Source organism: Arthrobacter sp. 08Y14, assembly GCF_002929455.1.
Classification (GTDB): domain Bacteria; phylum Actinomycetota; class Actinomycetes; order Actinomycetales; family Micrococcaceae; genus Arthrobacter_B; species Arthrobacter_B sunyaminii.
This window is the reverse complement of sequence record NZ_PJIX01000003.1, coordinates 617,331-643,246: the sequence shown is the minus strand read 5'-3', so window position 1 is coordinate 643,246 and position 25,916 is coordinate 617,331. Positions and strand designations below refer to the sequence as shown.

Below are 25,916 nucleotides of genomic sequence, written 5' to 3'. Positions count from 1 at the left end.
GATTCAAACCCCTCGAGCAGAAAGACCTGCTGTGATTGAGCTTCGTGCCGTAGTTCCCGCCGACCTGGATGAATTCTTTTCCCATCAGCTGGACCCAAGTGCCAACCATATGGCAGCGTTCGCCGCCAAGAATCCGTCAGACCGCGGTGTGTTTGACCACCACTGGCAGACCATCCTGAACGATCCCAGCGTGACAGTCCGCACCATCGTTGCCGACGGTGACGTGGTTGGCGGCATCATGGCCTACCGCGACGGCGGCGTCCCGGAGATCAGCTATTGGATTGACACCGACCGTTGGGGCCAGGGCATCACCACCAAGGCTGTTGGGCAGTTCCTCGAGGAATTCTCGGAGCGGCCCATCCGGGCCCGGGCTGTGGCGGACAACGCCGGCTCCATCGCCATCCTGGAAAAGTACGGCTTCACCGTGGTGGGCGAGGCCCAGGGTTTCTCCAATGCCCGCGGCGCCGTGGTGCGCGAACTCGAGCTCGAACTGCGCTAGCCGCACCGGCAACAACCAAACAGAAACCCGCAGCCCTACCAGGGGCTGCGGGTTTCTGCTGTCCTGCGGAGCTACATCAGCGCGAGCGCCATCGCCGGTTCCTCCAGCACCGCTCCCACATCGCTCAGGAAGCGGGCACCCTGTTCGCCGTCCACCAGCCGGTGGTCAAAGGACAGGCTGAGGGTCATGACCTGGCGCACTGCGAGCGCACCGTCATGCACCCAGGGCTGCTGGCGGACGGCGCCGAGCGCCAAAATGCCCGCTTCCCCGGGATTGAGGATGGGTGTACCGGCATCAATGCCGAAAACCCCCACGTTGGAAATCGAGAACGTTCCGCCGGAAAGGTCCGCCGGCGTCGTTTTGCCGGCCCTCGCGGTCTGCGCCAGCGTTCCCAGTGCAGCGGCCAGCTCACGCAGCCCCAGCGCCTGGGCATCCTTGACGTTGGGAACCATCAGTCCGCGCGGCGTGGCCGCCGCGATCCCGAGGTTCACGTACCGGTACTGCACGATGTCCCGGGCAGCCTCATCCCACCGCGAATTCAGCGACGGATGCCGCTGAAGCGCCAGGCACACGGCCTTTGCCGCCAGTGTCAACGGGGTCAGCTTGACGCCCTCAAACGTCTTCTGCCCGCGAAGCCGCGCCAGCAGCTCCATCGACTCGGTGACATCAACGGTCAGGAAGACGGTTACATGCGGGGCGGTGAAGGCACTGGCAACCATGGCCGCAGCAGTGTGTTTGCGCATCCCGGCAATGGGAACCCGCTCCTCGCGTACGCCGGACGTTCCGCCCCCGGGCGCCGGACCCGGGTCAGCCGACGACGGCGGCAACAGCTGGGCGCCAACGTTCGGCTGGGCCGCATCCCCCAGCACATCGGCTACATCGGCTGCGTTTTCTTCCGCCGCACGGGTGACGTCGGAGCGGACGATCAGACCGTGGGGACCCGTTCCGCTGATGTCCGCCAGGTCGATCCCCAGGTCCCGGGCGAGCTTGCGCACCGGAGGGGTGGACCTCGGACGTTCAGCTGTCGGTGACGCCGAAGACTCTGCCACGACGTTCGGCTCCGCTGCGCCGGCGTTCGGCGAAGCGGGCGCTGGCGCGGGTGCTGAAGCAGCCGCCGCAGGAGCCTGCGCCTGGCCGTCAGTCAGCCAGCGCCGGCGGGCCGGCCGGCCGGTCCTTTCGGGCACGGCGCCGTAACCCACGAGGTTGGGCGTACGCTTTTGCGGTTCCTCCGGGGAGAACGTGGCAGGAGCAGTGCCCCCGGCTGTTGCACCGGACGCACCGGCCCTGCTGCCTGCATCGCCTCCGTTGCCCGTATCGGTTCCGGCTACCTCGAAGGACACAATGGGCGCGCCCACCTCCACCACGGTGCCGGCCTGTTCATGCAGCTGGGCAACCCTTCCGGCATAGGGTGAGGGCAGTTCCACCACGGCCTTGGCGGTTTCGACGTCGGCAATGACCTGATTCAGGGTGACGATGTCGCCCACGGCCACGTGCCAGCTGACGATTTCAGACTCGGTGAGGCCTTCGCCCAAATCGGGCAGCAAAAATTCCTTGATCACAGACCGGCCCCTTCCAGAGCGGGAGCGGCGGCGGCACCGAACGGACTCTGCGAGTTGGGCCGGCGCATGGCGCGGTCCACGCCGTCCAGAATCCGGTCCAGGTCCGGCAGATGGTGGTGCTCCAGCTTGGAGGACGGGTACGGAACATCGAAACCTGTGACCCGCACTGGAGCGTGTTCAAGATAGTCGAAGCAGCGCTCGGTAATGCTGGCGGAGATCTCCGCGCCCACGCCGCCGGACTGGCCGGCCTCATGGGTGATGACAAGGCGCCCGGTTTTGCGGACGGATGCCTCCACCGTGGCGAAGTCCACCGGCGACAGCGACCTCAGGTCGATGACCTCTACGGAAACGCCCTCGTCCGAGGCTGCCACCGCCGCGTCGACGGCGGTCATGACCAGCGGACCATAGGTCACCAGGGTGACATCGGTGCCCTGGGCAACAACGCGTGCCGATCCCAGCGGCATCGCGCCGTCGAGCGTCTCATTGACTTCGCCCTTGACGTGGTACCGGCGCTTGGGTTCGAAGTACAGCACCGGATCATTCGAGGCGATGGCCTGCTGGATCATGGTGTACGCGTCCTGGGGGTTGGACACGCTGACAACGCGCAGGCCCGAGGTGTGGGTGAAATAGGCTTCCGGAGATTCCGAGTGGTGCTCGGGCGAACCGATGCCGCCGCCAAACGGCACCCGGATGGTCAGCGGCATGTTGACCGTTCCGCGGCTGCGGTAGTGCATCTTGGCCACCTGGCAGACAATCTGGTCGAAGGCCGGATAGATGAACCCGTCAAACTGGATTTCCACCACCGGGCGGTAGCCGCGGAATGCCAGTCCGACGGCGGTTCCCATGATCCCGGATTCCGCCAGCGGTGTGTCGATCACCCGCTGTCCGCCGAAATCCTTCTTGAGTCCGTCGGTGATGCGGAAGACTCCGCCCAGGGTGCCAATGTCTTCACCCATCAGGACCACCTTGGGATCGGCATCCATGGCGGCGCGCAGGCCGGCATTGATGGCCCGGCCAAATGTCATGGTGCTCATGCTGATTCTCCGTTCGCTCCGGCGTGCCCGGCCGGGGTGGTGCCGCCGTCCCCCTCCGCGCCGTACAGGGCGAGGTACCGTTCGTAGTCCGCCCGCTGGGTTTCCAGCCAGGAGTTGGGCTCGGCGTAAACGTGGGCAAAGATGTCCAGCGCCGGTGGCGCGGGCATGTTGATGCAGGAGCTGCGCAGTTCGGCGGCGACGGCATCAGCCGTGGCGGCCACAGAGGCCGCGAAATCGTCGGTGAAGTGACCATCGGCCCGCAGCAGCGCTTCGATCCGGCTGATGGGATCTTTGGCACGCCATTCCTCCAGCTCGGCGGCGTCACGGTACCGGGTGGGGTCATCCGCGGTGGTGTGCGGACCCATCCGGTAAGTCACGGCTTCGATGAAGCTGGGGCCGCCCCCGGTGCGTGCCCGGTCCAGGGCTTCACGGGTCACCGCCATAACGGCAAGGACATCGTTGCCGTCCACCCGGACGGAGGGAATCCCGAAGCCCGGAGCACGGTTGGCGATCGGAACCTGTGCCTGCAGCCCCACCGGCTCGGAGATGGCCCACTGGTTGTTGGAGCAGAAGAAGACGACGGGCGTGTGGAAACTGGCCGCGAAGACCATTGCCTCGTTCACGTCTCCCTGGCTGGTGGCTCCGTCACCGAAGTAGGTGATGACGGCGTCGTCCGTTCCGTCCGCAACCACGCCCATGCCGTAACCGGCGGCATGCAGTGCCTGCGCACCGATGATTACCTGGGTGGGAGCCATGTTGACGCTGAAGGGATCCCAGCCGGCGGCGGCATTGCCGCGCCAGACGCGCATGAGGGATTCCGGGTCCACGCCGCGGCACCAGGCAACACCGTTTTCACGGTAGCTGCCAAACACGAAGTCGCTGGGGCGAAGGGTGCGTGCAGAGCCAATCTGGGCGGCTTCCTGGCCGAGCAGCGGCGGCCAGAGGCCCAGCTGGCCCTGGCGCTGGAGCGCTGTGGCCTCCGTGTCGATCCGGCGGATGACGACCATGTCCTCATAGAGGCTGCGCAGCTGATCGGCGTCGACATCGGACACCCAGTGGTCGTACGGGGAGGGTGTCCGGGAGCCGTCGGGGCGAACCAGCTGGACGTAGGGGCCGGCCGCGGTGGCGCCGGCATCATGTGGGGGTCGAACAGGAGTATGCAGAGACACGTCGGTACGCATCCTTCCGTGTTGGGCCCCAGGGGTGGCGGGACCGAACCGATGCCCGGGCGACGTTGCCCGGATAGGTGTGACACTACTCACACTCATCAGGTGGCACAACCATCAGCGCTATTGCTGAGCACTATGCCCTACGAGTCACTGGCGGGCCGTGCTAATCTTTCGCACTATGCGCCTGCTGGACAGTACCGACACCCGACTGCTTCTGGCGATGGCAAAGGATCCCCGGCGCACTGTCGTTGCGCTGGCCACCGCCCTCGGCATCTCCCGCAACACCGTCCAGGCGCGGCTGACGCAGCTGGAAAAGAAGTCGGTGTTCCTGTCCTTCGAGCGCCGGATCAGCCCGGCTGCCCTGGGCTATCCGCTGATGGCCTTTGTTCACGTGCACGTGCAGCAGCAGCGCCTCGCCGAGATTACGGCGCAGCTGGCCGGCGTCCCCGAGGTGGTGGAAGCGCACGGCCTGACGGGCGATGCAGACATCCTGCTGCGGGTGGTGGCCGAAGATGCCCAGGACCTGTTCCGAGTGAACAAAGCGATCCTGGCTGTCCCCGGCGTCGAACGCTGCGACACGAACCTCGCCATGGGCGAACTCATTCCCTTCCGGGTGGCGCCGCTTCTGGAGCGCGGCCAGGCCGGGGCCTGAACCCAAAACACCCGGGTTCCGTACCGAAGTACGGAACCCGGGTGCCCCCCAACGTTTTGCGGCCGGACCGGGTTAGTGGTCCACTGCCTTTTCCGCGCCGACGCCGGTCAGTGAGCGGACTTCCATTTCCGCCTGCTTCTGCGGCGACTCGTCGTCCTTGCCCAGGACAGTTCCGAGCCAGCCAAGGAAGAAGGCCAGCGGGATGGAAACCAGTCCCGGGTTGTTCAACGGGAAGATGGAGATGTCGATGCCCGAAACCATGGACGTCTCGGCACCGGAGAAGACCGGCGACAGAATGATCAGCACAATGGCCGAGATCAGCCCGCCGTACATGCTCCAGATCGCGCCCTGGGTGTTGAAGCGGCGCCAGTAGAGCGAGTACAGGATGGTGGGCAGGTTGGCGCTGGCCGCCACGGCGAAGGCCAGGGCCACCAGGAAGGCAACGTTCTGCCCCTGGGCGCCGATGCCGCCGAGGATGGAGACTATGCCGATCACCAGCACCGTGCGGCGGGCAACCTTAACCTCGCCGTCCGCGTCCACTTTGCCCTTGCGGATGACGTTGGCATAAATGTCATGGGCAAAGGATGCCGCCGCCGTGATGGTGAGCCCGGCCACCACGGCCAGGATGGTCGCGAAGGCCACTGCGGAGATCAGTCCCAGCAGCACCGGGCCGCCGAGGGCGAAGGCCAGCAGCGGAGCAGCCGAGTTCACGCCGCCCGGAGCGGAGGTGATGGTTTCCGCCGGGATCATGGCAGCAGCGCCGTAGCCCAGGACCAGAGTGAACAGGTAGAAGATGCCGATCAGCCAGATGGCCCACACCACGGAGCGGCGGGCTTCCTTGGCTGTGGGCACCGTGTAGAAGCGCATCAGCACGTGCGGCAGGGCGGCGGTTCCCAGCACCAGGGCCATGCCCAGGGACACGAAGTCCAGGCGGGTGGTGCCGGTCTTGCCGTAGGCCAGGCCGGGGTTGAGGATATCCGGGTTGCCGGACATTTCCACTGCGGAACCGAGCAGCTCGGACAGGTTGAAACCATTGATCGCCAGGACCCAGATGGTCATGATGCCGGCGCCGGCAATGAGCAGGCAGGCCTTGATGATCTGCACCCAGGTGGTGCCCTTCATGCCGCCGATCAGTACGTAGATGATCATCAGGGCGCCAACCACGGTGATGACCAGGGACTGGCCGATCTTCGAGTCGATGCCCATCAGCAGGGAGACCAGCCCGCCGGCGCCGGCCATCTGGGCCAGCAGGTAGAAGAAACAGACGGCGAGCGTGGTGATGGCGGCAGCAATCCGGACCGGGCGCTGCTTCAGGCGGAAGGACAGCACATCGGCCATAGTGAACTTGCCGGTGTTGCGGAGCATTTCGGCCACCAGGAGCAGAGCCACCAGCCAGGCCACCAGGAAACCGATGGAGTAGAGGAAGCCGTCATAGCCGTTGATGGCGATGGCTCCCACGATGCCCAGGAAGGACGCCGCGGACAGGTAGTCGCCGGCGATGGCAGTGCCGTTCTGGGGTCCGGTGAAGGACCGGCCTGCAGCATAGTAATCGGCCGCAGTCTTGTTGTTGCGGCTGGCCCGCAGTACGACAATGAGCGTCACTGCCACAAACAGGCCGAAGATCAGCATATTCAGCCAGCCGGTTTCCCGGACGGCCTCGGCGGACACCTCGGCCGCCATAATGTTCACCGTGCTCATTTGGTCTCCTCCGGACGGCGGACGCCCTTGGCCTCAAGTTTTTCGCGCAGGTCCGCAGCAATGGGATCCATCCGGCGGTTGGCGTAGCTGACGTACCACATGGTGATGCCGAAGGTTGTGACGAACTGCAGCAGGCCCAGGATCAGCCCGATGTTGATGTTGCCCCAGACCTGGGTGGACATGAAGTCGTGGGCGTAGTCCGCCAGCAGCACGTACGCGAAGTACCAGAGCAGGAAAACCACGGCCATCGGGAAAATGAAACTGCGCTGCCGCTTGCGCAGCTCCTGCAGCTCCGGAGATTTTTGAACCTCCGTGAAATCGACCGGCGCCGCATGGGCGCCGGATCCGGCGGGTTGCTGTTTTGCCATCGCTCCTCCTTGAGTTGGGCACGTCCCGGCAACCGCCCCCTTGGGACAACCGGCTCCGGACAGCACGCACGTACAAATTGTGATCAGCATCACCCTGCTACGAATGGCGCCGGTGCACCAGATTCTCCGGCACTGCCTCGCTGAACGGTCATTCCCCTGCGGTAAGCGGTCCGGCCTGCCGCGGCGAGCGCTTCTGCCGGCGCCGGCGGCTAGGCTAAAGGGCATGTTCAGCCCCGCCGTCGATATTGCCTTGATCTGCGCCTTCGCGGTGCTCACGGTGGCGGCCATCGCTGCGCTGGGCTACCGCCTCAGCCGCTCACAGCGGGACCTCGGCTCTGATACTGAACGGGCCGCCTATGCCGCGCTCCACACCGCCACCCTGGCCTCGCGCCATCTGCGCACCGGACTCACGGCCTCCGGCGCCGGCAAGGCGGCCCGGCATCTGCGCGCACTGCTGGGCTGCGACACGCTGATCCTTGCCGACGCGGCTGCCGTCCTGGCCTGGGAGGGAACACTGCCGGACGGCCCTGCCCCACGCGCCCGGCTGCTGGCAGCCTCCGCCGCGGTGCTGGAGAGCGGCCGCACCCGGGTCTTCCGCGGCGCATCACTGCGCACGCTGGGGTTCGACGAGGACACCGGACAGCTGCTGCTGTGCCCCCTGCAGGTAAACCGGCAGACCGTGGGCACGCTGGCCGTTTTTGCGCCCGCTGTGAGCGCCGGACTGGTCCGGGCCGCCAACGACGTGGCCGGCTGGGTGGCTGCCCAGATGGAGCTGGCCGAGCTGGACACCTCACGCACCCTGCTGATGGAGGCGGAGGTGCGCGCGCTGCGGGCGCAGATCAGCCCGCACTTTATCTACAACTCGCTCAACGCGATTGCCTCCTACATCACCACGGATCCGGTGCGGGCGCGGGAGCTGGTGGTGGAGTTCGCGGATTTCACCCGCTATACGTTCCGGCGCAGCGGAAACTTCACCACTGTCGCCGAAGAGCTGCAGGCGATCGACCGCTATCTGCTCCTGGAGCGTGCCCGTTTCGGTGAACGCCTGAAGATCAGCCTGCAGATCGGCCAGGAGGTCCTCGGCACCGTCATCCCTTTCCTGTCCCTGCAGCCGCTGGTCGAGAATTCGGTGCGCCACGGACTTGAAGCCGCCGACGGCGAGGGACACATCACGATCACGGCCACGGATGCAGGCGCGATGGCGGTCATTACCGTCGAAGACAACGGCGTAGGCATGGACCCCGATTATCTGCGGTCCGTCCTCGCCGGGCATGCGGAGGGCGACCACGTTGGCCTGCGCAACGTCGACGTCAGACTGCGCCAGGTATACGGCGAGGATCACGGGCTGGTCATCGACACCGCCCCGGGCGCCGGCACCCTGATTACCATGCGCATCCCCAAGTCGCAGCCGGGCCACCGCACCCGAGTCTTGTAACCTGATTCACATGTCAGCTCTTGGTAAACCCGGTTCCCGGCAGATTTCCGTGGTTGTGGCCGATGATGAACTGCCTGCCGTCAACGAGCTGGCGTTCCTCCTGGGCAAGGATTCCCGGGTGGGCGAAATCCACCGGGCCTCCAGCGGCGCCCAGGCGCTGAAACTCGTGGAAAGCCATGCCGTGGACGCGGTGTTCCTGGACATTCACATGCCGGCCTTGTCCGGGCTGGATATTGCACGAGTGCTCGGGGCCATGGAACGTCCGCCGGCACTCGTGTTTGTCACGGCGGATGAGGAACAGGCGCTGGCCGCCTTCGACCTCGCCGCTGTGGACTACCTGCTCAAGCCGGTCCGGCCGGTGCGCCTGGCTGAATCGGTGCGCCGAATCTGTGACCTGGTGGCGGAAGCGGCAGCCGGGGACAGCGACGTCGTCACGGTGGTTCAGGGCGGCACCACCCGCATCATCCGCCGCGAAGACATCCTGTATGTGCAGGCGCAGGGCGATTACGCCCGGCTCCACACGGACACCGCGTCCTATCTGATCCGGGTTCCCCTCACTGAGCTTGAAGAACAGTGGGCAGAGGCGGGTTTTGTCCGCATCCACCGCTCCTATCTGGTGTCCCGCGCGCACATCCGGCAGGTGCGGGTAGCCGGCGGCCGCGCCGGCATCACTGTGGGATCTACCGAACTGCCGGTCAGCAGGCGCCACCTGCCGGGAGTGCGCAGCACGCTCTCCGCCAGCCGGGTGCGTGCCCGCTCATGAACAGTGAACCCGCCGCGGACACATCCGCTTCCTCCACGAACGCCTCCCCCGCGGCCGGCGGACAACCTCAGCGTGTGCGGGTGAGGGCTGCGCGGTCCGCTCCGGCTTCCGCTGCGCCCTACACCGTCGCGCGGGAACTGGACGAGCAGACCGAAGTGGGTGAGCTGTTTATCGGCTCACTGATCCGTTCCCAGCTGCGGCTCGCGCTGGTGGTGGGTGGGGGTTTCATGGTGATCCTGCTGGGCGTGCCGGTGCTGCTGGCGTTCCTCCCGGTAGTTTCCGGCCTAACTCTCTTCACTGTCCCGCTGCCCTGGTTCCTGCTCGGGGTGGGTGTATACCCGCTCGTGATTATCTGCGGCGCACTGTATGTCCGCAGTGCGGCCCGGAACGAGCAGCGGTTCCTGGATTTGGTTGATGATGCCTGATGCCGGTGCTTTCTAATCCAGGACGAGCGGCGTGAACCCGGCGGCAGGGTATGCGGCCCTGGCAGCGGTCACCGCCGCCACGCTGCTGATCGGTGTCTACGGGCTGCGCATTTCCCGCACCACGGGGGACTTCTATGTTGCCTCCCGCACCGTCCGTCCGTGGTGGAATGCCTCGGCCATCGGCGGCGAGTATCTGTCGGCCGCGAGCTTCCTGGGTGTGGCCGGACTGATCCTGGTCTCCGGCGTGGATGCCCTCTGGTTCCCCATCGGCTACACGGCCGGCTACCTGATGCTGCTGCTGTTCGTAGCCGCACCGCTGCGCCGGTCAGGGGCGTACACCATCGCCGACTTTGCCCAGGCCCGGCTCGAATCGCTGCCCGCCCGCCGCATCACCACTCTCCTGGTGATCGCCGTCGGCTGGCTGTACATTGTGCCGCAGCTGCACGGAGCGGCCCTGACCATCCGGATCACCACCGGGCTGCCGGGATGGGTGGGATCCGTGGCCGTGGTGGTGGTGGTCTGCCTGAGCGTGATGACCGGCGGAATGCGCTCCATCACCTTTGTCCAGGCCTTCCAGTACTGGCTCAAGCTGGTGGCCATCGCGGTGCCCGTTCTCTTTGTCCTCTTTCGGCTTTCCCGCGAAGGTCTGCCCTGGACCGACGGCGGTGCGGCCTTTGCCGCCGCACTGGACCCACAGACGCATGCGTCCCTCTACCGGAACATTTCGCTGAGCATCGCACTGCTCTGCGGCACCCTCGGCCTGCCGCACGTCTTGGTGCGTTTTTACACGAACCCCGATGGAAGCTCGGCCCGGCGGACCACTCTGATCGTGCTGGGGCTGCTCTCGCTCTTCTACGTGTTTCCCATCATCTATGGGGTGCTCGGCCGCATCTACACTCCGGATCTGGCCGCCGGCGGTTCGGATTCCACAGTGCTGCTGCTGCCGGGCCGGGTGTTCGACGGCGCCCTGGGAGACCTGCTGTCGGCACTGGTTGCGGCGGGGGCCTTTGCGGCCTTCCTGTCCACCACAAGCGGGCTCGTAGTGTCACTGGCCGGAGTGCTCAGCCAGGATCTCTTCCGCGGCAGTGTTGGCGGGTTCCGGCTCTCAGCTGTTCTGGCCGCCGTCGTACCCCTGGGGCTGGCGCTGCTGACCAGCTCGCAGGCACTGGCGGGCAGCGTGGGCATGGTGTTCGCTTTCACGGCATCAACCCTGTGTCCGCTGCTGGTGCTGGGCATCTGGTGGCGGGGGCTCACCGCCCCCGGAGCCGTGGCGGGCATGGTCACCGGAGCGGTGCTGTGCGGAGGCGCCATGGTGGCCGGCGGCGTGCTGGCCACTGCCGGCGGGCCGGTGCCGGTGTGGCTGGAGCAACCGGCGGCCTGGACCGTGCCAGCTGCGTTTCTGATGGCCGTGGTGGCCTCCAGGCTGCGGCCGGACCTCGCACCTGCGGGTGCCGCGAAGATCCTGGCACGGCTGCACACGCCGGAACGGCCGCATGCCCCTAAGCGTCGGGGCTGAGGGCGGAACTGCGGCGGCGGACCAGCCGTTCCGCCGCCCTTTAGGGGAAGCTAGTCGATCGACGCCATCAGTTCCACAACGCGGTCAAGGAACACGTCAACCTGCGTTTCTTCATACCCTTCGGGGCCTTTGGCCTCGCGGAAGACGGCACGCCGCACCACGTCGACGCTCAGGGGCTTGTCATTTTCAAAGTATCCGAGCAGTTCGTTGCAGAGCGCATCGACGTCCTGCACGTTGTAGCTGGGCACCTTGCGCCGGCTGGGGCGGCGGAACCGTTCCCCGGGCTTGCGGTGAAGCCGGCCCCGCAGGACGGCCGAGGTGCGGCCAATCTGCATCAGCCAGGCTTCTTCACCCTTGTCCTGAATCAACTCGTCTCTTTCACGCTGTGCAAAGACGTCTTCGAGCCGGTCCAGCGCGGCGTCCACGGCCTGCGGTTCGTATCCGGCCTTGGCCGGATCAAACGCCATGGACCGGACGTTACGGCTGGTGATGGCCGTTGCGGCTGGACTTTCGCCGTTGTAGTAGCTGCGGGCCTTCGCCAGAAACTCGTCAACCTGACGTGTGTTGTACCCGTATTCCCGACGCCCCACACGCTCGAAAGGGGCGCTGGCCTGCCGCGCTTCGTCCATGTCTTACTGTTCCTCTGTGGTCATGCCGCTTGCCGAGACTGATGGAAAACCTGTCACTATCCTACGTTGCCGCACCTCAGGGACCTGTTCGGCCCGCCACAGGTGCCTGATGGCTGCGGATCAATCCGCTGCCGCTAAGCCCCCGGCGCCAGCAGCACCGAAAGCATGAAGACCACGGGTGAGGCAAAGACCACTGAGTCCAGCCTGTCCATGATGCCTCCGTGCCCGGGCAGCAGGTTGGACATGTCCTTGACGCCGAGTTCGCGTTTGATCATGGACTCGGAAAAGTCTCCCGCTGTTGCCGCGGCAACCGTGGCAACGGCGAGGACAAGGCCAAACCACCACGGCTGGTCCAGGAAATAGAGCGCAGCAATAATGCCCACTACGGTGGCGCCGGCGGCGGAGCCCGCAAATCCCTCCCAGGACTTTTTCGGACTGATCTTGGGGGCCATCGGGTGCTTTCCGAAGATTGCCCCCACGAGGTATCCGAAGGTGTCGTTGGAAACCACGAGCAGCAGCAGCACGGCTACACGGACCTGGCCGCCGGGCTCCCCCAGCAAAAGCATGGCGAAGCTCAGCATGAAGGGCACCCAGAGCAGCACGAAAACGCCGGCGAGGATGCTGCGCACGGCGTCGTCCGCGGTGTCGATGGTGCGCCAGAGCAGGAGGGCGACGACGGAGGCCACAAGGGCAAAAGCCAGCGCCTCGCTGCCGCCGAAGTAGGCAGCAAAGGGCAATGCCACGGTTCCGACCAGGACCGGAACCATGGGCACCTTGATGCTCCGGACTTCCAGCGCCCGGCTCACCTCCCAGACGCCCACGGCGGCAAAGACCGTGGCGATGGCTACGATCGCGAAGGGGAAGAAGAGCAGACCGGCCAGCAGCGCTCCGAGCAGAACGACGCCGACCCCAATGGCGGCCGGCAGGTTACGCCCGGCTTTGGAAGGCTTCGCCGGGGCCTTGGGCGTTTTGCCCCGTCCGCGCTTGGATGGCTTTCCCGGTTCAGAAGAACCGGTTCCTTCGGTAGCACTCATGTCCGTGGCCTTTGCTGCCGGATCAGTCTCAAGGGACGCACCGCCAGCCTTGCTGGGAGGCTGGTCGTTGCTCATCAGACCTCGAGCAGCTCGGCTTCCTTGCGCTTGAGCAGATCGTCGATGGCCTCGGTGTGGGCCTTCGTCTGCGCATCGAGGTCCTTCTCGGCACGGGCGCCGTCATCCTCGCCAATTTCGCCGTCCTTGACCAGGCGGTCCAGGGCATCCTTGGCCTTGCGGCGGATGTTCCGGACCGAAACCTTGGCGTCTTCGCCCTTGGTCTTCACGATCTTGACGTATTCCTTGCGGCGGTCCTGCGTCAGCTCCGGCATGACAACCCGGATGACCTTGCCGTCATTGGACGGGTTGGCACCCACCTCGGAATCGCTCAGTGCCCGCTCAATGGCCCGAAGCGCAGTGACGTCGTAGGGGGTGATCAGCAGGGTACGGGCATCAGGCGTCGCGAAGGACGCCAGCTGCTGCAGCTGGGTGGGAGATCCGTAGTAATCCACCAGAACCTTGGAGAACAATGCGGGGGTGGCACGGCCGGTGCGGATCGTCGAAAAATCCTCCTTGGCCACTTCCACCGCCTTGTCCATTTTGTCGGTGGCCTCTTTCAAGGTTTCGTCGATCATGGTGTCTCCTAACACACAAAAAATGTCCACGCTGTGGTGGCTGGGCTCTCTTATTCATCCTAAGCCAAAAGGGTCAGGGTTCCCTGCACCGAGCTTGCCCTCAAGCCGGCGGGTGGGCAGCATGACTGCCGACGGGTCCCGTAGGGACCTGGAGGAAGGCGGCTTTATTATTCCGGAGGCCGTCCGCGGCCGAGGGAATATCGTTGCCGCCGTTCCAGGTCCCGAAGGGACACCACCGGGCACAGCAGGCTAGTTCGAAACGACGGTGCCGATCTTCTCGCCGCGGATGGCGCGGGTGACGTTTCCTTCGCCTTCCATGCCAAAGACCACCATGTTCAGGTCATTGTCCTTGCACATGGTCATGGCCGTCTGGTCCATGACGCGGATGTCCTGGCGCAGGGCGTCGTCGTATGTCAGCGTTTCCAGGCGGGTGGCCTCGGGATCCTTGTTGGGGTCCGCGGTGTAGACACCGTCCACCCCGCTCTTGGCCATCAGGACCTCGTCGGCGTGCACCTCAAGGGCCCGCTGGGCCGCCACGGTATCGGTGGAGAAGTACGGCAGCCCCGCTCCCGCACCGAAAATCACCACGCGGCCCTTTTCCAGGTGCCGGATGGCGCGCCGCGGGATGTAGGCCTCGGCAACCTGGCCCATGGTGATGGCGCTCTGGACACGCGTTTCGACGCCGGCCTGCTCCAGGAAGTCCTGCAGAGCCAGGCAGTTCATGACGGTGCCCAGCATGCCCATGTAGTCCGCACGCGAGCGGTCCATGCCGCTCTGTGAGAGTTCAGCGCCACGGAAGAAGTTTCCCCCGCCCACAACGATGGCGACTTCCACTTCACCGACCGTGGCGGCGATCTGCTTGGCTACGGCGCGCACCGTGTCGGGGTCGACACCCAGCTTCCCTCCGCCGAAGACTTCCCCGGACAGCTTGAGCAGTACGCGTCGTCGCGTCAAATCGGTGTCTTTCAGGACGTGGGCCATGGTGCCTCCCGGGCTTAGGAAAGTTCTTAGTACAGAATTTTGAGAAAGGTTTTGGGCAAACAAAAGGGGCGGCCACCTTGGTGACTGCCCCTTTTGCTCATGATGACGTGTCCGTCAGGTCCAGTGCCTTGTGGGCTAGGCGCCTACGCGGAAACGGGCGAAACCGGACGGTGCGGTTCCGGCCTCTTCGAGGACCTTCGCAACGGTCTTCTTTGCGTCCTTCGCGAACGGCTGGTCCAGCAGGACGATTTCCTTGAAGAAACCGGTCAGGCGGCCTTCGACGATCTTGGTCAGCGCGGCTTCGGGCTTGCCCTCGGCGCGTGCCGTCTCGTCTGCGATGCGGCGTTCGTTCTCCACGGTCTCGGCGGGGACTTCGTCCCGCGTCAGGTAGGTGGGAGCGTAAGCAGCGGTGTGCACGGCGATGTCATGTGCAGCAGTCTTGGCAGCATCGCTGTCGCCGTCGACGGCGAACAGGACGCCAACCTGAGCAGGCAGATCCTTGGAGGTCTTGTGCAGGTAGGCATCAACGGCCTTGCCCTCGATGCGTGCCACGCGGCGGACGACAACCTTTTCGCCCAGGATTGCGCCTTCTTCGACAACAACCTCGGACAGCGGCTTGCCGTCAACGTTGTAGGCGAGGAGGGTTTCGGCGTCGGCAGCACCGGACTCAACAGCGGCAGCCAGAACCTTGTCGGCCAGTTCGATGAACTTGGCGGACTTGGCAACGAAGTCAGTTTCGCAGTTCAGCTCGATCATGACGCCGACGGTGCCGTCGATAACCTTGGCAGCAACCAGGCCCTCTGCGGTGGAACGGCCTTCGCGCTTGGTTGCGCCCTTGAGGCCCTTGATGCGGATGAGCTCCATGGCCTTGTCGGCATCGCCGTTGGCCTCGTCCAGAGCTTTCTTTACATCCATCATGCCGGCGCCGGTGCGCTCGCGCAGTGCCTTGATGTCAGCAGCGGTGTAGTTCGCCATTTGGACTCCAGTCCTCCCGTTATAAGTTTTGGTGAGATTCCGCCAGAGCGGCTGGCCGGAAAGTTCCGGCCAGCCGCGCCAGCAGATACCCTTGGGTTCCCGCTGGCAGGCAGCCGGAACCCAAGGAACTTCTATTTACTTCTCTGTTGCGTCCGCGGCGGGAGCTTCGGCAGCGGCCTCGGCCGGAGCTTCTTCAGCAGCCGGTGCGGCCTCAGCCGGAGCGGCTTCGGCGGCGGGTGCTGCTGCGCCTTCGAGGAGCTCGCGCTCCCACTCAGCCAGCGGCTCAGCCGCAGCTTCCGTGTTGCCGGACTTGTTGTGGCGGGCGATGAGGCCCTCAGCAACAGCGTCAGCGATAACGCGGGTCAGCAGGTTGACGGAGCGAATGGCGTCATCGTTGCCCGGGATCGGGAAGTCAACGTCATCGGGATCGCAGTTGCTGTCCAGGATGGCAACAACGGGGATGTTCAGCTTCTTGGCCTCGTCAATGGCGAGGTGTTCCTTCTGGGTATCAACGATCCAGACCACGGACGGAGCCTTGGTCAGGTTGCGGATGCCGCCGAGGTTGGTCTGCAGCTTGGTGAGCTCGCGCTTCAGCAGCAGCAGTTCCTTCTTGGTGTGGCCGGAGCCGGCAACGTCGTCGAAGTCGATCTCTTCGAGTTCCTTCAGACGCTGGATGCGCTTGGCAACGGTCTGGAAGTTGGTGAGCATACCGCCGAGCCAGCGCTGGTTCACGTACGGCTGGCCAACACGGGTGGCCTGCTCGGCGATGGCTTCCTGAGCCTGCTTCTTGGTACCGACAAACAGTACGGTTCCGCCGTGGGCAACGGTGGCCTTGACGAATTCGTAGGCGCGGTCGATGTAGGACAGCGACTGCTGGAGGTCGATGATGTAGATGCCGTTGCGCTCGGTGAAGATGAAACGCTTCATCTTCGGGTTCCAGCGACGGGTCTGGTGTCCAAAGTGGACGCCGCTGTCGAGCAGCTGGCGCATTGTAACGACGGGCATGTCGTCACTCCTTCCGGCAGCGGATCGGCGTGCCGAAGCACGTGTTCCCTGCTGCCAATTGACGGTTGATAGCTGTACACCCGGGCGGGCGAAGCTCCTGGTGCCCATCAGCTGGAACAGCATGCATCTCCTGCCGGCTTACCGGACCGATGGAGAGGCACCCCGGCTTTTCCATGGGAAAGGTCGGGATAATTGGGGCACGCGTAGTCAGATTCCAGTGCCGGACACGCGCTTGGGTTTCGGTGAAACACGGGCGGCATCCCCCCTGCGGGCAGGGAACATGGCACAGCAAACTGCTTCGTCAACTATACACCAGCTGCGGGGACGTTCGGTCCTCCCCAAGAGCCGGCACCGCGGCCGGAGCGGCAGGGTTTTCCACCGCCGCCCAGAAAGCCCCCGACGGCGCCTGGCCGCCGGTTCATGATGGGGCATGATCACTCGATCCCGGCGCTGCAGCTTACTGGTTGCTCTTCTCATACTGCCCGTGTCCGCCTCGATGCCGGCCCAAGCACTGAGCCTTCCGATGCCGGCTGCAGAACCCCGGGCCGGCGCCTCCCGTGTCGCCACGACAGCCTACGAGCCTGCGTGGAGCTGGCCCCTCTCCCCTGTCCCGCAGGTTATCCGGGCTTTCCGGGCGCCGCCGCAGCGCTGGCTGGCCGGTCACCGGGGAGCTGACCTGGCGGCACTGCCCGGGGCGCAGATCCTCAGCCCGTCTGCAGGGACCGTGGTCTTTGCCGGCTGGGTGGTGAACCGGCCGGTCATGACGGTTGATATGGGCGAAGGGCTGCTGGCGAGCTTTGAACCGGTGGACGCTTCCGTGTCCGCCGGGGACTCGGTCACTGAAGGCGAGGTTATCGGCGTGCTGGCCGAGGCACTTCCTCCGGGCCACTGCGCGGTGTCCTGCCTGCACTGGGGCGTGCGGCTGAACGGCGAGTACGTCAATCCGCTGATCTACGTGACGGACCGCAGACCTTCAGTGCTGCTGCCGCTGCAGCGGGGCCCCTGACCGGTCCGCTTCGAGGGAGGACTGATCCGTTAACGCAGTGTGGCCAGCCCCCGGAAGGACTGACCACACGTCAGGTACAGCGCCAGGCCGGAAGATTTCCCGGCGGAAGACCCCGGCCCCGGACCACCCGCAGCATCGGCCTTTAGACGAACGCGGCTACCCCGGTGATGGCACGGCCGGTGACCAGCGTGTTGATCTCGTACGTTCCTTCGTAGGAGTAGATCGCTTCGGCATCGGCGAAGATCTTGGCCATTCCGTAGTCCGTAACGATTCCGTTTCCGCCGAGGATGCTGCGGCCCAGCGCCACCGACTCGCGCATGCGTGCCGTTGTGAAGGCCTTGGCCAGCGCGGACTGTTCATCCTTTGCCCGGCCCAGGTCTTCCAGCTGCGCCAAACGGACCATCATGCCCATGGAGCTGACGGTGTTTCCCAGGATCTTGACGAGCTGCTCCTGGACGAGCTGGAAGGACGCAAGCGGCTTTCCGAACTGCTGACGCTCCACGGCGTACTTGCGGGCCACATCGAAGGCGGCCATTTGCTGGCCTACAGCCTGCCATGCCACGGCAAGCCGGGTGACCTTGAGGACCTTGTTGGTGTCCTTGAAGCTGTTGGCTCCCTTCAGGTGGAAGTCATCGCTAACCACCACGTTGTCCAGGACAATATCGGCATTCTGCACCGTGCGAAGGGCAATCTTGTTCTCGATCTTGGTAGCGCTGTAGCCCTCGGTCTTGGTGTCCACGAGGAAGCCCTTGACCTGGTTGTCTGCAACGTCGCGGGCGTAGATGACCACCCAGTTGGAGAACGTGGCGTTGCCGATCCAGCGCTTTTCGCCGTTCAGAATCCAGTTGTCGCCGTCGCGGCGGGCCGTGGTGCGGGTACCGCCGGCAACATCGGAGCCGCCCAGCGGCTCGGTCAGTCCGAAGGCGCCGATCTTCTTCATCGCATAGATGTCGGGCAGCCAGGCAGCCTTCTGCTCCTCTGAAGCCAGCGCTTCGATGGAGCCGGTGAACAGGCCGTCGTGCACGCCCAGGAATGTTGCAAAGGAGGTGTCGGCACGGGTGAACTCGGCGTGGCAGAGACCTGCGAAGAGGTTGGAGTGGCCCTGGCGGTAAACCGGGCTCATGACGTCCAGCTCGGCGATTTTCGGGATCATGTGGTGCGGGAATTCACCGGCATTCCACCAGTCCGCAGCGTGCGGAGTGACCTCTGCCTTCAACCAGGCGCGGACCTCAAGGAGGCGGTCCCGCTCCTTGTCCGAGAGGAGCTCTTCAAATGCGTAGAAGTCGCCGTCCGCGTACGGGAGATTGTCGACGTCGATAGTTGCCATGGAAATATCCTTCGCTGCTGATCATCAGTGATCTGTAGGCTGTGAAGCCGGTCTCATCCATGTTACCCATCAGTAACATGATGTACAACACGATTGCCTTCTGCGGGGACAGGACTGCCGGCCTGCGGTGCAAAAGAAAACACCCCGGTCCGAAGACCGGGGTGTTACCTATGTCGCGACTCATCCGGAAACGATGTCTCGACTCATCACACAAGTAGGGCTGGTGGGGCTTGAACCCACGACCCACGGATTATGAGTCCGCTGCTCTGACCAGCTGAGCTACAGCCCCTCGACGCCCACAAGGGCAGTGCTGCGACGAACGCAACATGGACATCCTAGTGGCAGGCATGTCCCTCCCACCAATCAGGCGGAAGGGACACACGGCGAACTAGAGGGTTCCCTGGCTTAGAGGCCGCCCGTAGTACAGGTCCTCAAAGGTGGACAATGTGGCGTCCAGGCTGTGGCGCTCCACCATCGAGCGGCTGTGCGCGCCCATTGCGGCCCGCTCGGCGGAGTCCAGTTCGAGGATGGATGTCAGCCGGTCGCTGAGTTCATCGCTGTTGCCTGGTTCAAACAGGTAACCGTTGCGCCCCGGGTCCACGAGGTGCGGCAGTGCCATCGCATCGGCCAGCAGTACCGGGGTGGACGCCGACATCGCCTCAAGGGTCACCAGCGACTGAAGTTCAGCGGTCCCGGGCATGACGAACACATCGGCCCGCTGATAGGCCCGCCGCAGGTCAGCGTCGGAAACCAGGCCGTGGAAGACCACCCTGCCCTCCAGTCCCAGCCGCTTCACCTGCGCCTGCAGACTGCTCTTGACCTCGCCGCCGCCAATAATGTCGGCGCGGACGTTCAAATGGGCCGGCACCTTCGCCACGGCATCGATCAGCACGTCAACGTGCTTTTCCTCCGCCAATCGGCCAACAAAAAGCACGGTGGGGTGTTCGTGCGGTTCGATTGTCTCGCCGGGCTGCAGTTCGTAGACCGATGCATCGATGCCGTTGGACAGGGGCAGCACGTCGGACAGGAAGGCATGGTCATGCATGGCCTTCGCAGCCAGCGGCGTCGGGGTGGTGACAACCGCGGCACGGCCCATGACCTTGCCCATGTCCTTCCAGGAGTTCTTGGCAACGATGTCCTTGAACCAGCGGGGGAACGGCAGGAAAGGGTCGAGGTTTGCGGGCATGAAGTGGTTGGTGGCAATGACGCGGATACCCCGCTTTTCCGCCTCGTACAGCGTGTACTCCCCCACCATGTAATGGCACTGAATATGGACCACATCGGGCTGCACCCGGTCGAAGAGCAGGCTGATTTCCTTTTTGATCTCCCACGGCAGGCAGATGCGCCAGTACTCGTGGGTGGGGACACCGTGTGACCGGAGCCGGTGCACGGGCCAGTCTCCGTCCAGGTCGCTGCGGCTGCCGCCGTCGACGTCGTTAGGCGCGAGAACGTGCACGTCATGGCCGCGTCCGTTCAATCCGCGCGCCAGCCGGTAGCCGAACTGGGCGGCACCGTTCAGGTGCGGCGGGTAGGTGTCGCACGCAATGAGGATGGTCAGCGGTTTGTCGGCCGATGCGTCGTCGGTCACAGGGAGCCCCTCTTTTGGTCTTTCGAAGTTTTTGCGGCACCTTGCTTTTGCCGGCGCCGTGCCTCTGCCCGCCTTTGAATGACATCCGGATGGTACCGGGACAGGGCAACGACCCCCACGATAGCAATCAAAGCTGCGACCCCCATGGCAACGGCCGCAACAGCAGGTACATCGGGCACCAGTTCATGAAGCACTCCGATGCCGATGGCGATGCCCACCATCGGATCGATCACCGTCAGCCCGGCAATCACAAGATCCGGCGGGCCGCTGGAGTAGGCGCTTTGCACAAACCAGGCCCCGAGCCCGCCGGCGACGGCGATGCCCAGAAGCGTGTACCACGGGACGTTGAACAGGAACCGGCCGTTGGGATTCAGCAGATCCGCCGCAATGACCTTGGTCAGTACCGCCACAAAACCGAACAGGACTCCGGCGCCCACGATGAAGCCGATGGCGCCGATCCGCCGCCCGAACAGTGCATTCAGTGTGCCGAAGAACACCACGGCCACCGCGAGGATCAACACGATGGTCAGCTCCTGTGCGGGCCGCACCTCCTGCTGGTCCCGGGTGACGCCGACGGCGAGGGAGACAAACAGGGCGCTGCCCACCACGCACGCCACGATTGAGACGACGGTAATGCGGTTCATCCGCAGGCCCTGGTCCCTGGAATTTACGATGGTGGTGATCACCAGCGCGATGGAGCCGATGGGCTGGACCACGGTCAGCGGAGCCAGTGTCAGCGCAGTGACATTCAGGGCGGTACCCACCCCCAGCAGGAACAGTCCCAGCAGCCAGCGGGGATTGCGCAGCAGCCGCAGCAGCTGCGAAGACTGCAGCTCCAGTCCGCCCGTGTCGGCGCTGACCGCGCTTCCCTGGCGCTGGGCACCAAAAGCCAGGAACACCGCGCTGGCCAGGGCACACGTGATGGCGATGCCGACCATTAGCCGTTCCCGGCCGCAGCGCGTTCCCGGGCATGCTTATCCCAGGACGCGCGCAGATAACCTGCCGCTGCAAGAATGTGGCCAATGCAGCCGAGCAGAAGCACGGCCGTCCCCGCCGCGGACAGCCAGGCGTAATCGAATCCCGGGACCCGCTGGAGCAGCAGCATCGGGGCGCCGAGCAGAAGCAGGGCAGTCCGTATCTTGCCGATGTTGCTTACGGGGAGATTGGGACTGCCCCGAAACAGCACGAGGGCGTTGATGATGAGGACGGCGTCCGGAATCACGATGGCCAGGACCAGCCATGACGGCGCAATTCCGTCCACCACGAAAGTTACTGCAACAACGATCAGGGCCAGACGGTCAGCCACCGGGTCCAGCCATTTGCCCACCCGGGACACCTGCCCCAGCCGGCGCGCCAGATATCCGTCCACCCAGTCGGTGGAACCCAGGGTCACGAGGGTGATGAACGCCGGCCCGTACTCGTCACGGACGATGAACCAGACAAACAGCGGCACTCCGAGAAAGCGAAGGACCGTGATCAGGTTCGGAAGGGTCCAGAAAGTGTCCAGTTCCGCTGGCGCACGGCCCGGACGCGTTCCCGCTCCGATCACTCTGATCACGGCCCACTCCCCTTGTCAGCGATGATGGGACCTATTTTTGCGAGAGCCTGCGCATCATGATGACCATGGCCAGCAGTGATGCCGCCAGCACCGTCAGCGGCTGCCAGCGTTCCTTGATCAGGGCCATGATTTCGTCGCTGGACGACCCGGCGCCCTGCCCGTCGGTGCCGGAGCTGCGGTGCTGAGCGGCGCGGCGCGCCTTGAGCTCCCGGATCTGTTCCTTGACGTCGGCTTTCTCGCCCAGCCCGTCCCGGACGGCGGCCATGTGCTCGCGGCGCTGCCGGGTGCGGGTGCGCAGTTCCTCGGGTGTGGCCTGCTTGGGGGCGTCGTCGTCGTTCTTCTTCTTGTCTTTGTCCTTGTTCTTGTCCTTGGGCTCCGCAGGTTTCTTCTCCAGCGTGGCCGGGTCGAAGCTGCGTCCTTCCTTGAGGACCCCAAGGTCATACCGAAGGCCATAGATGGCTTCCTCGGGAAGCAGCGGCAGGGTCTTCTTGAACCGGCTGTATCCGATCAAACCACCCACTGCGGCGATGATCAGGAACAGCAGGGCCACCAGCAGCGCGGCAAGCCACCCCGGCATGATGGTGCCCAGGCCAAGGATCGCGGCGACAACCAGCGCAACGGCCAGACCGGCGATGAAGAGCAGCGCAATCACCATGAATGCTGCGGCGATTCCGGCCTTGATGCCCTTCTGCTTCATTTCGGCAGTGGCCAAACCAAGCTCGTCCGTCAGCTGGCGGGGGGTCAGCCGGGCCATTACTTTCGCTAAACCGACCAGCGAGGAGTTCCCTGCGGTCCTTCTTGTACTAGCGGAGCGTTTCATGCGCCCAGCCTCCGTCCCCTGATTATTCTTCGCCGTTGCCATTACCCAAAATTACCATTGTCCTCACCTTTCACATTGTGAACAGGGGGAACCCGCCTACGTGGTTTCCAGACCTTCCCGATCTTCGAGGTCCCGGCCCGAGAACTCCGGCAGCTTTGTCTTGACGAACCAGAACGAGATCACGGCAAAGATGGTGAAGATGGCGTACATGATCCAGACCCCAAAGTTGTCGCTCACCCAGGGGAAGGAAAGGGTGACTATGAAGTTGAAGATCCAGTTGACCATCGCTCCCAGCCCAAGGGCCAGCGAGCGGATGTTGTTCGGGAAGACCTCGCCGAGGGTGACCCACATGACCGGTCCCCAGGTAGCGGCAAAGAAGATGACGAAGAGGTTCGCGCCCACGAGCGCCACGGGTCCCCAAATACCGGTCAGTTCCACGCTGTCGCCAATACCTTCGGCCTGGGAGAAGGAGACCGTTGCCATCAGAAGGCCCACGAACATGCCCGCGGAACCAACCATCAGCAGCTTACGGCGACCGATCCTGTCAACGAAGGCAATGGCCACGATGGTCATGACAACGTTGATAACGGAAGTGATAACCGACGTCGTGAACGAGTCGCTTTCGCTGAATCCCACGGACTTCCACAGCGTCGTCGAGTAGTAGAAGATGGCGTTGATACCCACCAGCTGCTGGAATGCGGCAATGGCCATGCCCACCCAGAGAATAGGCTGGAGTCCGAACTTGGGGCCGCGCAGATCCTTGAACGTGGGTTTTTCGGTGTTGAAGCTCTGGCGAATCTGCCGGATTTTCAGGTCAGTGTCCTGCACCCCGGAGACGGTGCGCAGCACCCGTGCGGCGTCCTCGTCCCGGTTGTGGCGCACAAGGTACTGCGGGGATTCGGGAATGGTCAGGGCCAGCACCCCGTAAACAATGGCGGGGAAGACGCCTACCAGCAGCATCCACCGCCAGGCGGCCAGTCCCCACCAAAGCTCTCCGAGAGCGCTGCCCGCCGAATCGGCAAGGAACGCGTCGGACAGCAGCGCGGCAAAGATGCCGAGGGTGATCGCCAGCTGCTGGACGGATCCCAGCGCCCCGCGCCATTTGCTCGGGGCGACCTCTGCGATGTATCCGGGTGCAATGACCGACGCCGTGCCGATGGCGAGGCCGCCGACAAGGCGCCACCACATCAAGTCCCACTCGCTGAAGGCGTAGGCGGAACCCACTGAGTTGGCGGCAAAGAGTATCGCCGCAGCCACCATGACCTTTTTGCGTCCCAGTCTGTCCGCCAGCTGACCGGCGAACCAGGCGCCCACGGCGCAGCCGAGAAGGGTGATGGCCACCGTGAAGCCCAGGACACCCGGGCTCAGGGTGAATTCTTCGCCGATTGCGTCCACAGCACCGTTGATGACCGCGGTGTCAAAGCCAAACAGCAGGCCGCCCACTGCTGCCGCCACCGTAACTGCGATCACCTTAAACGGGTGGGCCACCTTCTCGGATTCGCCCGGATTAGGCCCTGGCTGGCTTGCGCCCATGGAAGGTTCCTCTGTCTCTCGTAATAGTTATGTGAAGTCCCGCCCCAAACCTACTAATCCTACGCATAACCCTAGGCACGGAAGGCCTACGTGGGAACAGCGCGGAAGGCAGACCCATTCTCAGCACAGAATTCCACAACCTCCAGGGCAGACATGGAGATTGCCGGCGGTTCCGTGCGGCGGCCTCCGACAGGGCGGTCCGTCCGGCTAGCTGTCCCGGGCAGCGGCAGCTACTGCTGCCGCGACGGCCGGAGCAACACGGGGGTCCAACGGGCTGGGAACAATGCAGCGGGCGTTTAGCTCGGCACCCACCAGGTCAGCAATAGCCGCAGCAGCAGCCATTTTCATGGCCGAAGTGATTCGCCGCGCGCCGCTGTCCAGGGCACCGCGGAACACCCCGGGAAAGGCCAGCACGTTATTAATCTGGTTCGGGAAGTCACTGCGCCCGGTGGCAACCACCGCAGCGTAACGCGCGGCCACCTCGGGATGGACCTCCGGATTGGGATTGGAAAGCGCAAATATCACCGCATCCGCGGCCATGGTGGCCAGCACAGTCTCATCGACTGTGCCGGAGGACACTCCGATAAAGACGTCCGCATCTTTGAGGGCTTCGGCAGCTGTGCCGTCCACCCCGCGGGGGTTGGTGCTGGCGGCCAGCTCAGCCTTGACCCCGGTGAGATCCGTTCGTCGCTCAGAGAGGATCCCGCGCGAATCGAGTACCACAACGTCCCGGATGCCGGCCTCCAGCAAGATGTTGGCGCAGGCGACTCCCGCGGCGCCGGCGCCTGAGATAACTACCCGCAGGCCCTCCAGCGGGCGGTCGACGACGCGCGCAGCATTGCGCAGAGCGGCGAGAACCACGATCGCGGTGCCGTGCTGATCATCATGCATGACGGGGCAGTCCAGGGCTTCGATGAGCCGTTGCTCCAACTCAAAGCAGCGCGGTGCGGCAATGTCTTCGAGGTTCACGGCACCGTAGCTGGGCCGCAGCCGCACCAGCGTTTCGACAATTTCATCAACGTTGGTGGTGTTTAGAACCAGCGGGATGGAATTTAGCCTGCCAAAGGCTTTGAACAGTGCAGATTTTCCCTCCATCACCGGCAGGGAAGCAGAGGGGCCGATGTTCCCGAGTCCCAGCACCGCCGTACCGTCGCTGACCACAACCACCAGCCGGGAGGCCCAGGTAAAGGTGTCCGCCAGTCCGGGATCTGCGGCGATCGCCCGGCTCACCTCGGCGACTCCGGGGGTGTAGGCGATGGACAGGTTCCGGATGCTGTCCAGCGGAAGCCGTGATTCAACGGATAGCTTGCCACCCTCATGCGAACCAAAGATGTCCCCGGTGCTGATGGGCTGCCGGGCGTGTGCGTGTGCTGTCATGACGAGTCTCCTGGCGAGATTGCCGGAAAAGGCAGTGAGACAGCCGGCGGGATAGAACCCGGGGGTGCTCACGGCGGGAATCCGGACCTGAAATCCGGATTCGAGGCAACAGGATGTTTTGCCTGCCGCAGGCCGGTGGCGGTCCCCGGGGAATGTCCGGGACTGGCCGTCGTCGGCAAACTACCGGCTCAGTGTAACCGCCGAAGATATAAAAAATGACCCCCTGTGAGGCATTTTCAGCCTCACAGGGGGTCTCTTGCTCCTCCGACTGGACTTGAACCAGTAACCCTTCGATTAACAGTCGAATGCTCTGCCAATTGAGCTACGGAGGAA

25 protein-coding genes and 2 tRNA genes are annotated in these 25,916 nt (G+C 64.4%); 7 read left to right on the top strand and 20 right to left on the bottom strand.

Annotated features, from left to right (window positions below; genetic code table 11):
- The first annotated feature begins 31 nt into the window (after nucleotides 1–31).
- The gene (locus CXR03_RS15280; protein ID WP_104055357.1) at nucleotides 32–499 is read left to right on the top strand and encodes a GNAT family N-acetyltransferase; all 468 of its coding nucleotides are present in this window, start codon (nucleotides 32–34) and stop codon (nucleotides 497–499) included.
- A gap of 71 nt (nucleotides 500–570) precedes the next feature.
- On the opposite strand, the gene CXR03_RS15275 is transcribed toward CXR03_RS15280, so the two are convergent.
- The 3 genes from CXR03_RS15275 to pdhA are packed head-to-tail and all read right to left on the bottom strand — an operon-like array spanning nucleotide 571 to nucleotide 4,255.
- Entirely contained in the window at nucleotides 571–2,058 is a 1,488-nt protein-coding gene (locus CXR03_RS15275) for a dihydrolipoamide acetyltransferase family protein (RefSeq protein WP_104104562.1), read from the bottom strand.
- Nucleotides 2,055–3,092: an alpha-ketoacid dehydrogenase subunit beta gene (locus CXR03_RS15270; protein WP_104055355.1), complete on the bottom strand. Its 1,038-nt coding sequence runs from the start codon at nucleotides 3,090–3,092 to the stop codon at nucleotides 2,055–2,057. The genes CXR03_RS15275 and CXR03_RS15270 overlap by 4 nt, the downstream gene beginning before the upstream one ends.
- A complete protein-coding gene (gene pdhA / locus CXR03_RS15265; RefSeq protein WP_258073705.1) occupies nucleotides 3,089–4,255 on the bottom strand; it encodes a pyruvate dehydrogenase (acetyl-transferring) E1 component subunit alpha in 1,167 nt (388 codons plus the stop codon). Before pdhA ends, CXR03_RS15270 begins: the two co-directional genes overlap by 4 nt.
- Before the next feature lie 184 nt (nucleotides 4,256–4,439).
- Between pdhA and CXR03_RS15260 the strand changes: the two genes are divergently transcribed.
- On the top strand, nucleotides 4,440–4,913 hold the full coding sequence (locus CXR03_RS15260; RefSeq protein WP_104104560.1) for an Lrp/AsnC family transcriptional regulator: 474 nt from the start codon (nucleotides 4,440–4,442) through the stop codon (nucleotides 4,911–4,913).
- A gap of 72 nt (nucleotides 4,914–4,985) precedes the next feature.
- Here CXR03_RS15260 and CXR03_RS15255 read toward each other — a convergent pair whose 3' ends face one another.
- Nucleotides 4,986–6,611, bottom strand: coding sequence for a cation acetate symporter (locus CXR03_RS15255; RefSeq protein ID WP_104104559.1), 1,626 nt, complete (start codon nucleotides 6,609–6,611; stop codon nucleotides 4,986–4,988).
- The gene (locus tag CXR03_RS15250) at nucleotides 6,608–6,979 is read right to left on the bottom strand and encodes a DUF485 domain-containing protein (protein WP_104055351.1); all 372 of its coding nucleotides are present in this window, start codon (nucleotides 6,977–6,979) and stop codon (nucleotides 6,608–6,610) included. The genes CXR03_RS15255 and CXR03_RS15250 overlap by 4 nt, the downstream gene beginning before the upstream one ends.
- 223 nt (nucleotides 6,980–7,202) lie before the next feature.
- Between CXR03_RS15250 and CXR03_RS15245 the strand changes: the two genes are divergently transcribed.
- Genes CXR03_RS15245 through CXR03_RS15230 form a run of 4 tightly spaced genes read left to right on the top strand, consistent with a single transcriptional unit; the run spans nucleotide 7,203 to nucleotide 11,118 of the window.
- The gene (locus tag CXR03_RS15245; protein WP_104104558.1) at nucleotides 7,203–8,414 is read left to right on the top strand and encodes a sensor histidine kinase; all 1,212 of its coding nucleotides are present in this window, start codon (nucleotides 7,203–7,205) and stop codon (nucleotides 8,412–8,414) included.
- A 10-nt stretch (nucleotides 8,415–8,424) separates the two neighbouring features.
- Nucleotides 8,425–9,177 carry a LytTR family DNA-binding domain-containing protein gene (locus CXR03_RS15240; protein ID WP_104104557.1) on the top strand — a complete coding sequence of 251 codons (753 nt, stop codon included), beginning with the start codon at nucleotides 8,425–8,427 and terminating at the stop codon, nucleotides 9,175–9,177.
- Nucleotides 9,174–9,602 carry a hypothetical protein gene (locus CXR03_RS15235; protein ID WP_258073679.1) on the top strand — a complete coding sequence of 143 codons (429 nt, stop codon included), beginning with the start codon at nucleotides 9,174–9,176 and terminating at the stop codon, nucleotides 9,600–9,602. Before CXR03_RS15240 ends, CXR03_RS15235 begins: the two co-directional genes overlap by 4 nt.
- 31 nt (nucleotides 9,603–9,633) lie before the next feature.
- Nucleotides 9,634–11,118, top strand: a complete 1,485-nt coding sequence (locus CXR03_RS15230) for a cation acetate symporter (RefSeq protein WP_104104556.1) — start codon at nucleotides 9,634–9,636, stop codon at nucleotides 11,116–11,118.
- A 50-nt stretch (nucleotides 11,119–11,168) separates the two neighbouring features.
- Here CXR03_RS15230 and CXR03_RS15225 read toward each other — a convergent pair whose 3' ends face one another.
- The 6 genes from CXR03_RS15225 to rpsB all read right to left on the bottom strand — a co-directional run bounded on the left by CXR03_RS15225 (nucleotide 11,169) and on the right by rpsB (nucleotide 16,374).
- Entirely contained in the window at nucleotides 11,169–11,747 is a 579-nt protein-coding gene (locus CXR03_RS15225; protein WP_104104555.1) for a DivIVA domain-containing protein, read from the bottom strand.
- A 134-nt stretch (nucleotides 11,748–11,881) separates the two neighbouring features.
- On the bottom strand, nucleotides 11,882–12,781 hold the full coding sequence (locus CXR03_RS15220) for a phosphatidate cytidylyltransferase (protein ID WP_258073678.1): 900 nt from the start codon (nucleotides 12,779–12,781) through the stop codon (nucleotides 11,882–11,884).
- Nucleotides 12,782–12,855: 74 nt separating this feature from the next.
- On the bottom strand, nucleotides 12,856–13,413 hold the full coding sequence (gene frr, locus CXR03_RS15215) for a ribosome recycling factor (protein WP_104104553.1): 558 nt from the start codon (nucleotides 13,411–13,413) through the stop codon (nucleotides 12,856–12,858).
- Nucleotides 13,414–13,662: 249 nt separating this feature from the next.
- Nucleotides 13,663–14,394, bottom strand: a complete 732-nt coding sequence (pyrH, locus tag CXR03_RS15210) for a UMP kinase (protein ID WP_104055344.1) — start codon at nucleotides 14,392–14,394, stop codon at nucleotides 13,663–13,665.
- Between the two features lie 135 nt (nucleotides 14,395–14,529).
- Nucleotides 14,530–15,369 carry a translation elongation factor Ts gene (tsf, locus tag CXR03_RS15205; protein WP_104055343.1) on the bottom strand — a complete coding sequence of 280 codons (840 nt, stop codon included), beginning with the start codon at nucleotides 15,367–15,369 and terminating at the stop codon, nucleotides 14,530–14,532.
- Nucleotides 15,370–15,504: 135 nt separating this feature from the next.
- Nucleotides 15,505–16,374 (bottom strand): 30S ribosomal protein S2, encoded by an 870-nt coding sequence (gene rpsB / locus CXR03_RS15200; protein ID WP_104055573.1) that lies wholly within the window; start codon nucleotides 16,372–16,374, stop codon nucleotides 15,505–15,507.
- 484 nt (nucleotides 16,375–16,858) lie between these two features.
- On the opposite strand from rpsB, the gene CXR03_RS15195 reads away from it, so the two are divergent.
- Nucleotides 16,859–17,380, top strand: coding sequence for a M23 family metallopeptidase (locus CXR03_RS15195; RefSeq protein ID WP_258073677.1), 522 nt, complete (start codon nucleotides 16,859–16,861; stop codon nucleotides 17,378–17,380).
- Between the two features lie 142 nt (nucleotides 17,381–17,522).
- On the opposite strand, the gene CXR03_RS15190 is transcribed toward CXR03_RS15195, so the two are convergent.
- The 9 genes from CXR03_RS15190 to CXR03_RS15150 form a co-directional block, all read right to left on the bottom strand.
- Nucleotides 17,523–18,707, bottom strand: a complete 1,185-nt coding sequence (locus CXR03_RS15190) for an acyl-CoA dehydrogenase family protein (protein WP_104104551.1) — start codon at nucleotides 18,705–18,707, stop codon at nucleotides 17,523–17,525.
- A 215-nt stretch (nucleotides 18,708–18,922) separates the two neighbouring features.
- A tRNA-Ile gene (locus tag CXR03_RS15185) sits at nucleotides 18,923–18,996 on the bottom strand.
- Between the two features lie 99 nt (nucleotides 18,997–19,095).
- Complete coding sequence (locus CXR03_RS15180; RefSeq protein ID WP_104104550.1) at nucleotides 19,096–20,295, bottom strand: glycosyltransferase; 1,200 nt, start codon at nucleotides 20,293–20,295, stop codon at nucleotides 19,096–19,098.
- Nucleotides 20,292–21,233: a DMT family transporter gene (locus tag CXR03_RS15175; RefSeq protein WP_104055339.1), complete on the bottom strand. Its 942-nt coding sequence runs from the start codon at nucleotides 21,231–21,233 to the stop codon at nucleotides 20,292–20,294. Before CXR03_RS15175 ends, CXR03_RS15180 begins: the two co-directional genes overlap by 4 nt.
- Nucleotides 21,233–21,853 (bottom strand): CDP-alcohol phosphatidyltransferase family protein, encoded by a 621-nt coding sequence (locus tag CXR03_RS15170; protein ID WP_104104549.1) that lies wholly within the window; start codon nucleotides 21,851–21,853, stop codon nucleotides 21,233–21,235. Before CXR03_RS15170 ends, CXR03_RS15175 begins: the two co-directional genes overlap by 1 nt.
- Nucleotides 21,854–21,884: 31 nt before the next feature.
- Nucleotides 21,885–22,673: a phage holin family protein gene (locus CXR03_RS15165; protein ID WP_181034633.1), complete on the bottom strand. Its 789-nt coding sequence runs from the start codon at nucleotides 22,671–22,673 to the stop codon at nucleotides 21,885–21,887.
- Nucleotides 22,674–22,769: 96 nt separating this feature from the next.
- Nucleotides 22,770–24,206 carry a sugar porter family MFS transporter gene (locus CXR03_RS15160; RefSeq protein WP_104104547.1) on the bottom strand — a complete coding sequence of 479 codons (1,437 nt, stop codon included), beginning with the start codon at nucleotides 24,204–24,206 and terminating at the stop codon, nucleotides 22,770–22,772.
- A 207-nt stretch (nucleotides 24,207–24,413) separates the two neighbouring features.
- On the bottom strand, nucleotides 24,414–25,583 hold the full coding sequence (locus CXR03_RS15155) for an NADP-dependent malic enzyme (RefSeq protein WP_104104546.1): 1,170 nt from the start codon (nucleotides 25,581–25,583) through the stop codon (nucleotides 24,414–24,416).
- A gap of 259 nt (nucleotides 25,584–25,842) precedes the next feature.
- A tRNA-Asn gene (locus tag CXR03_RS15150) sits at nucleotides 25,843–25,915 on the bottom strand.
- Nucleotide 25,916: the final 1 nt, after the last annotated feature.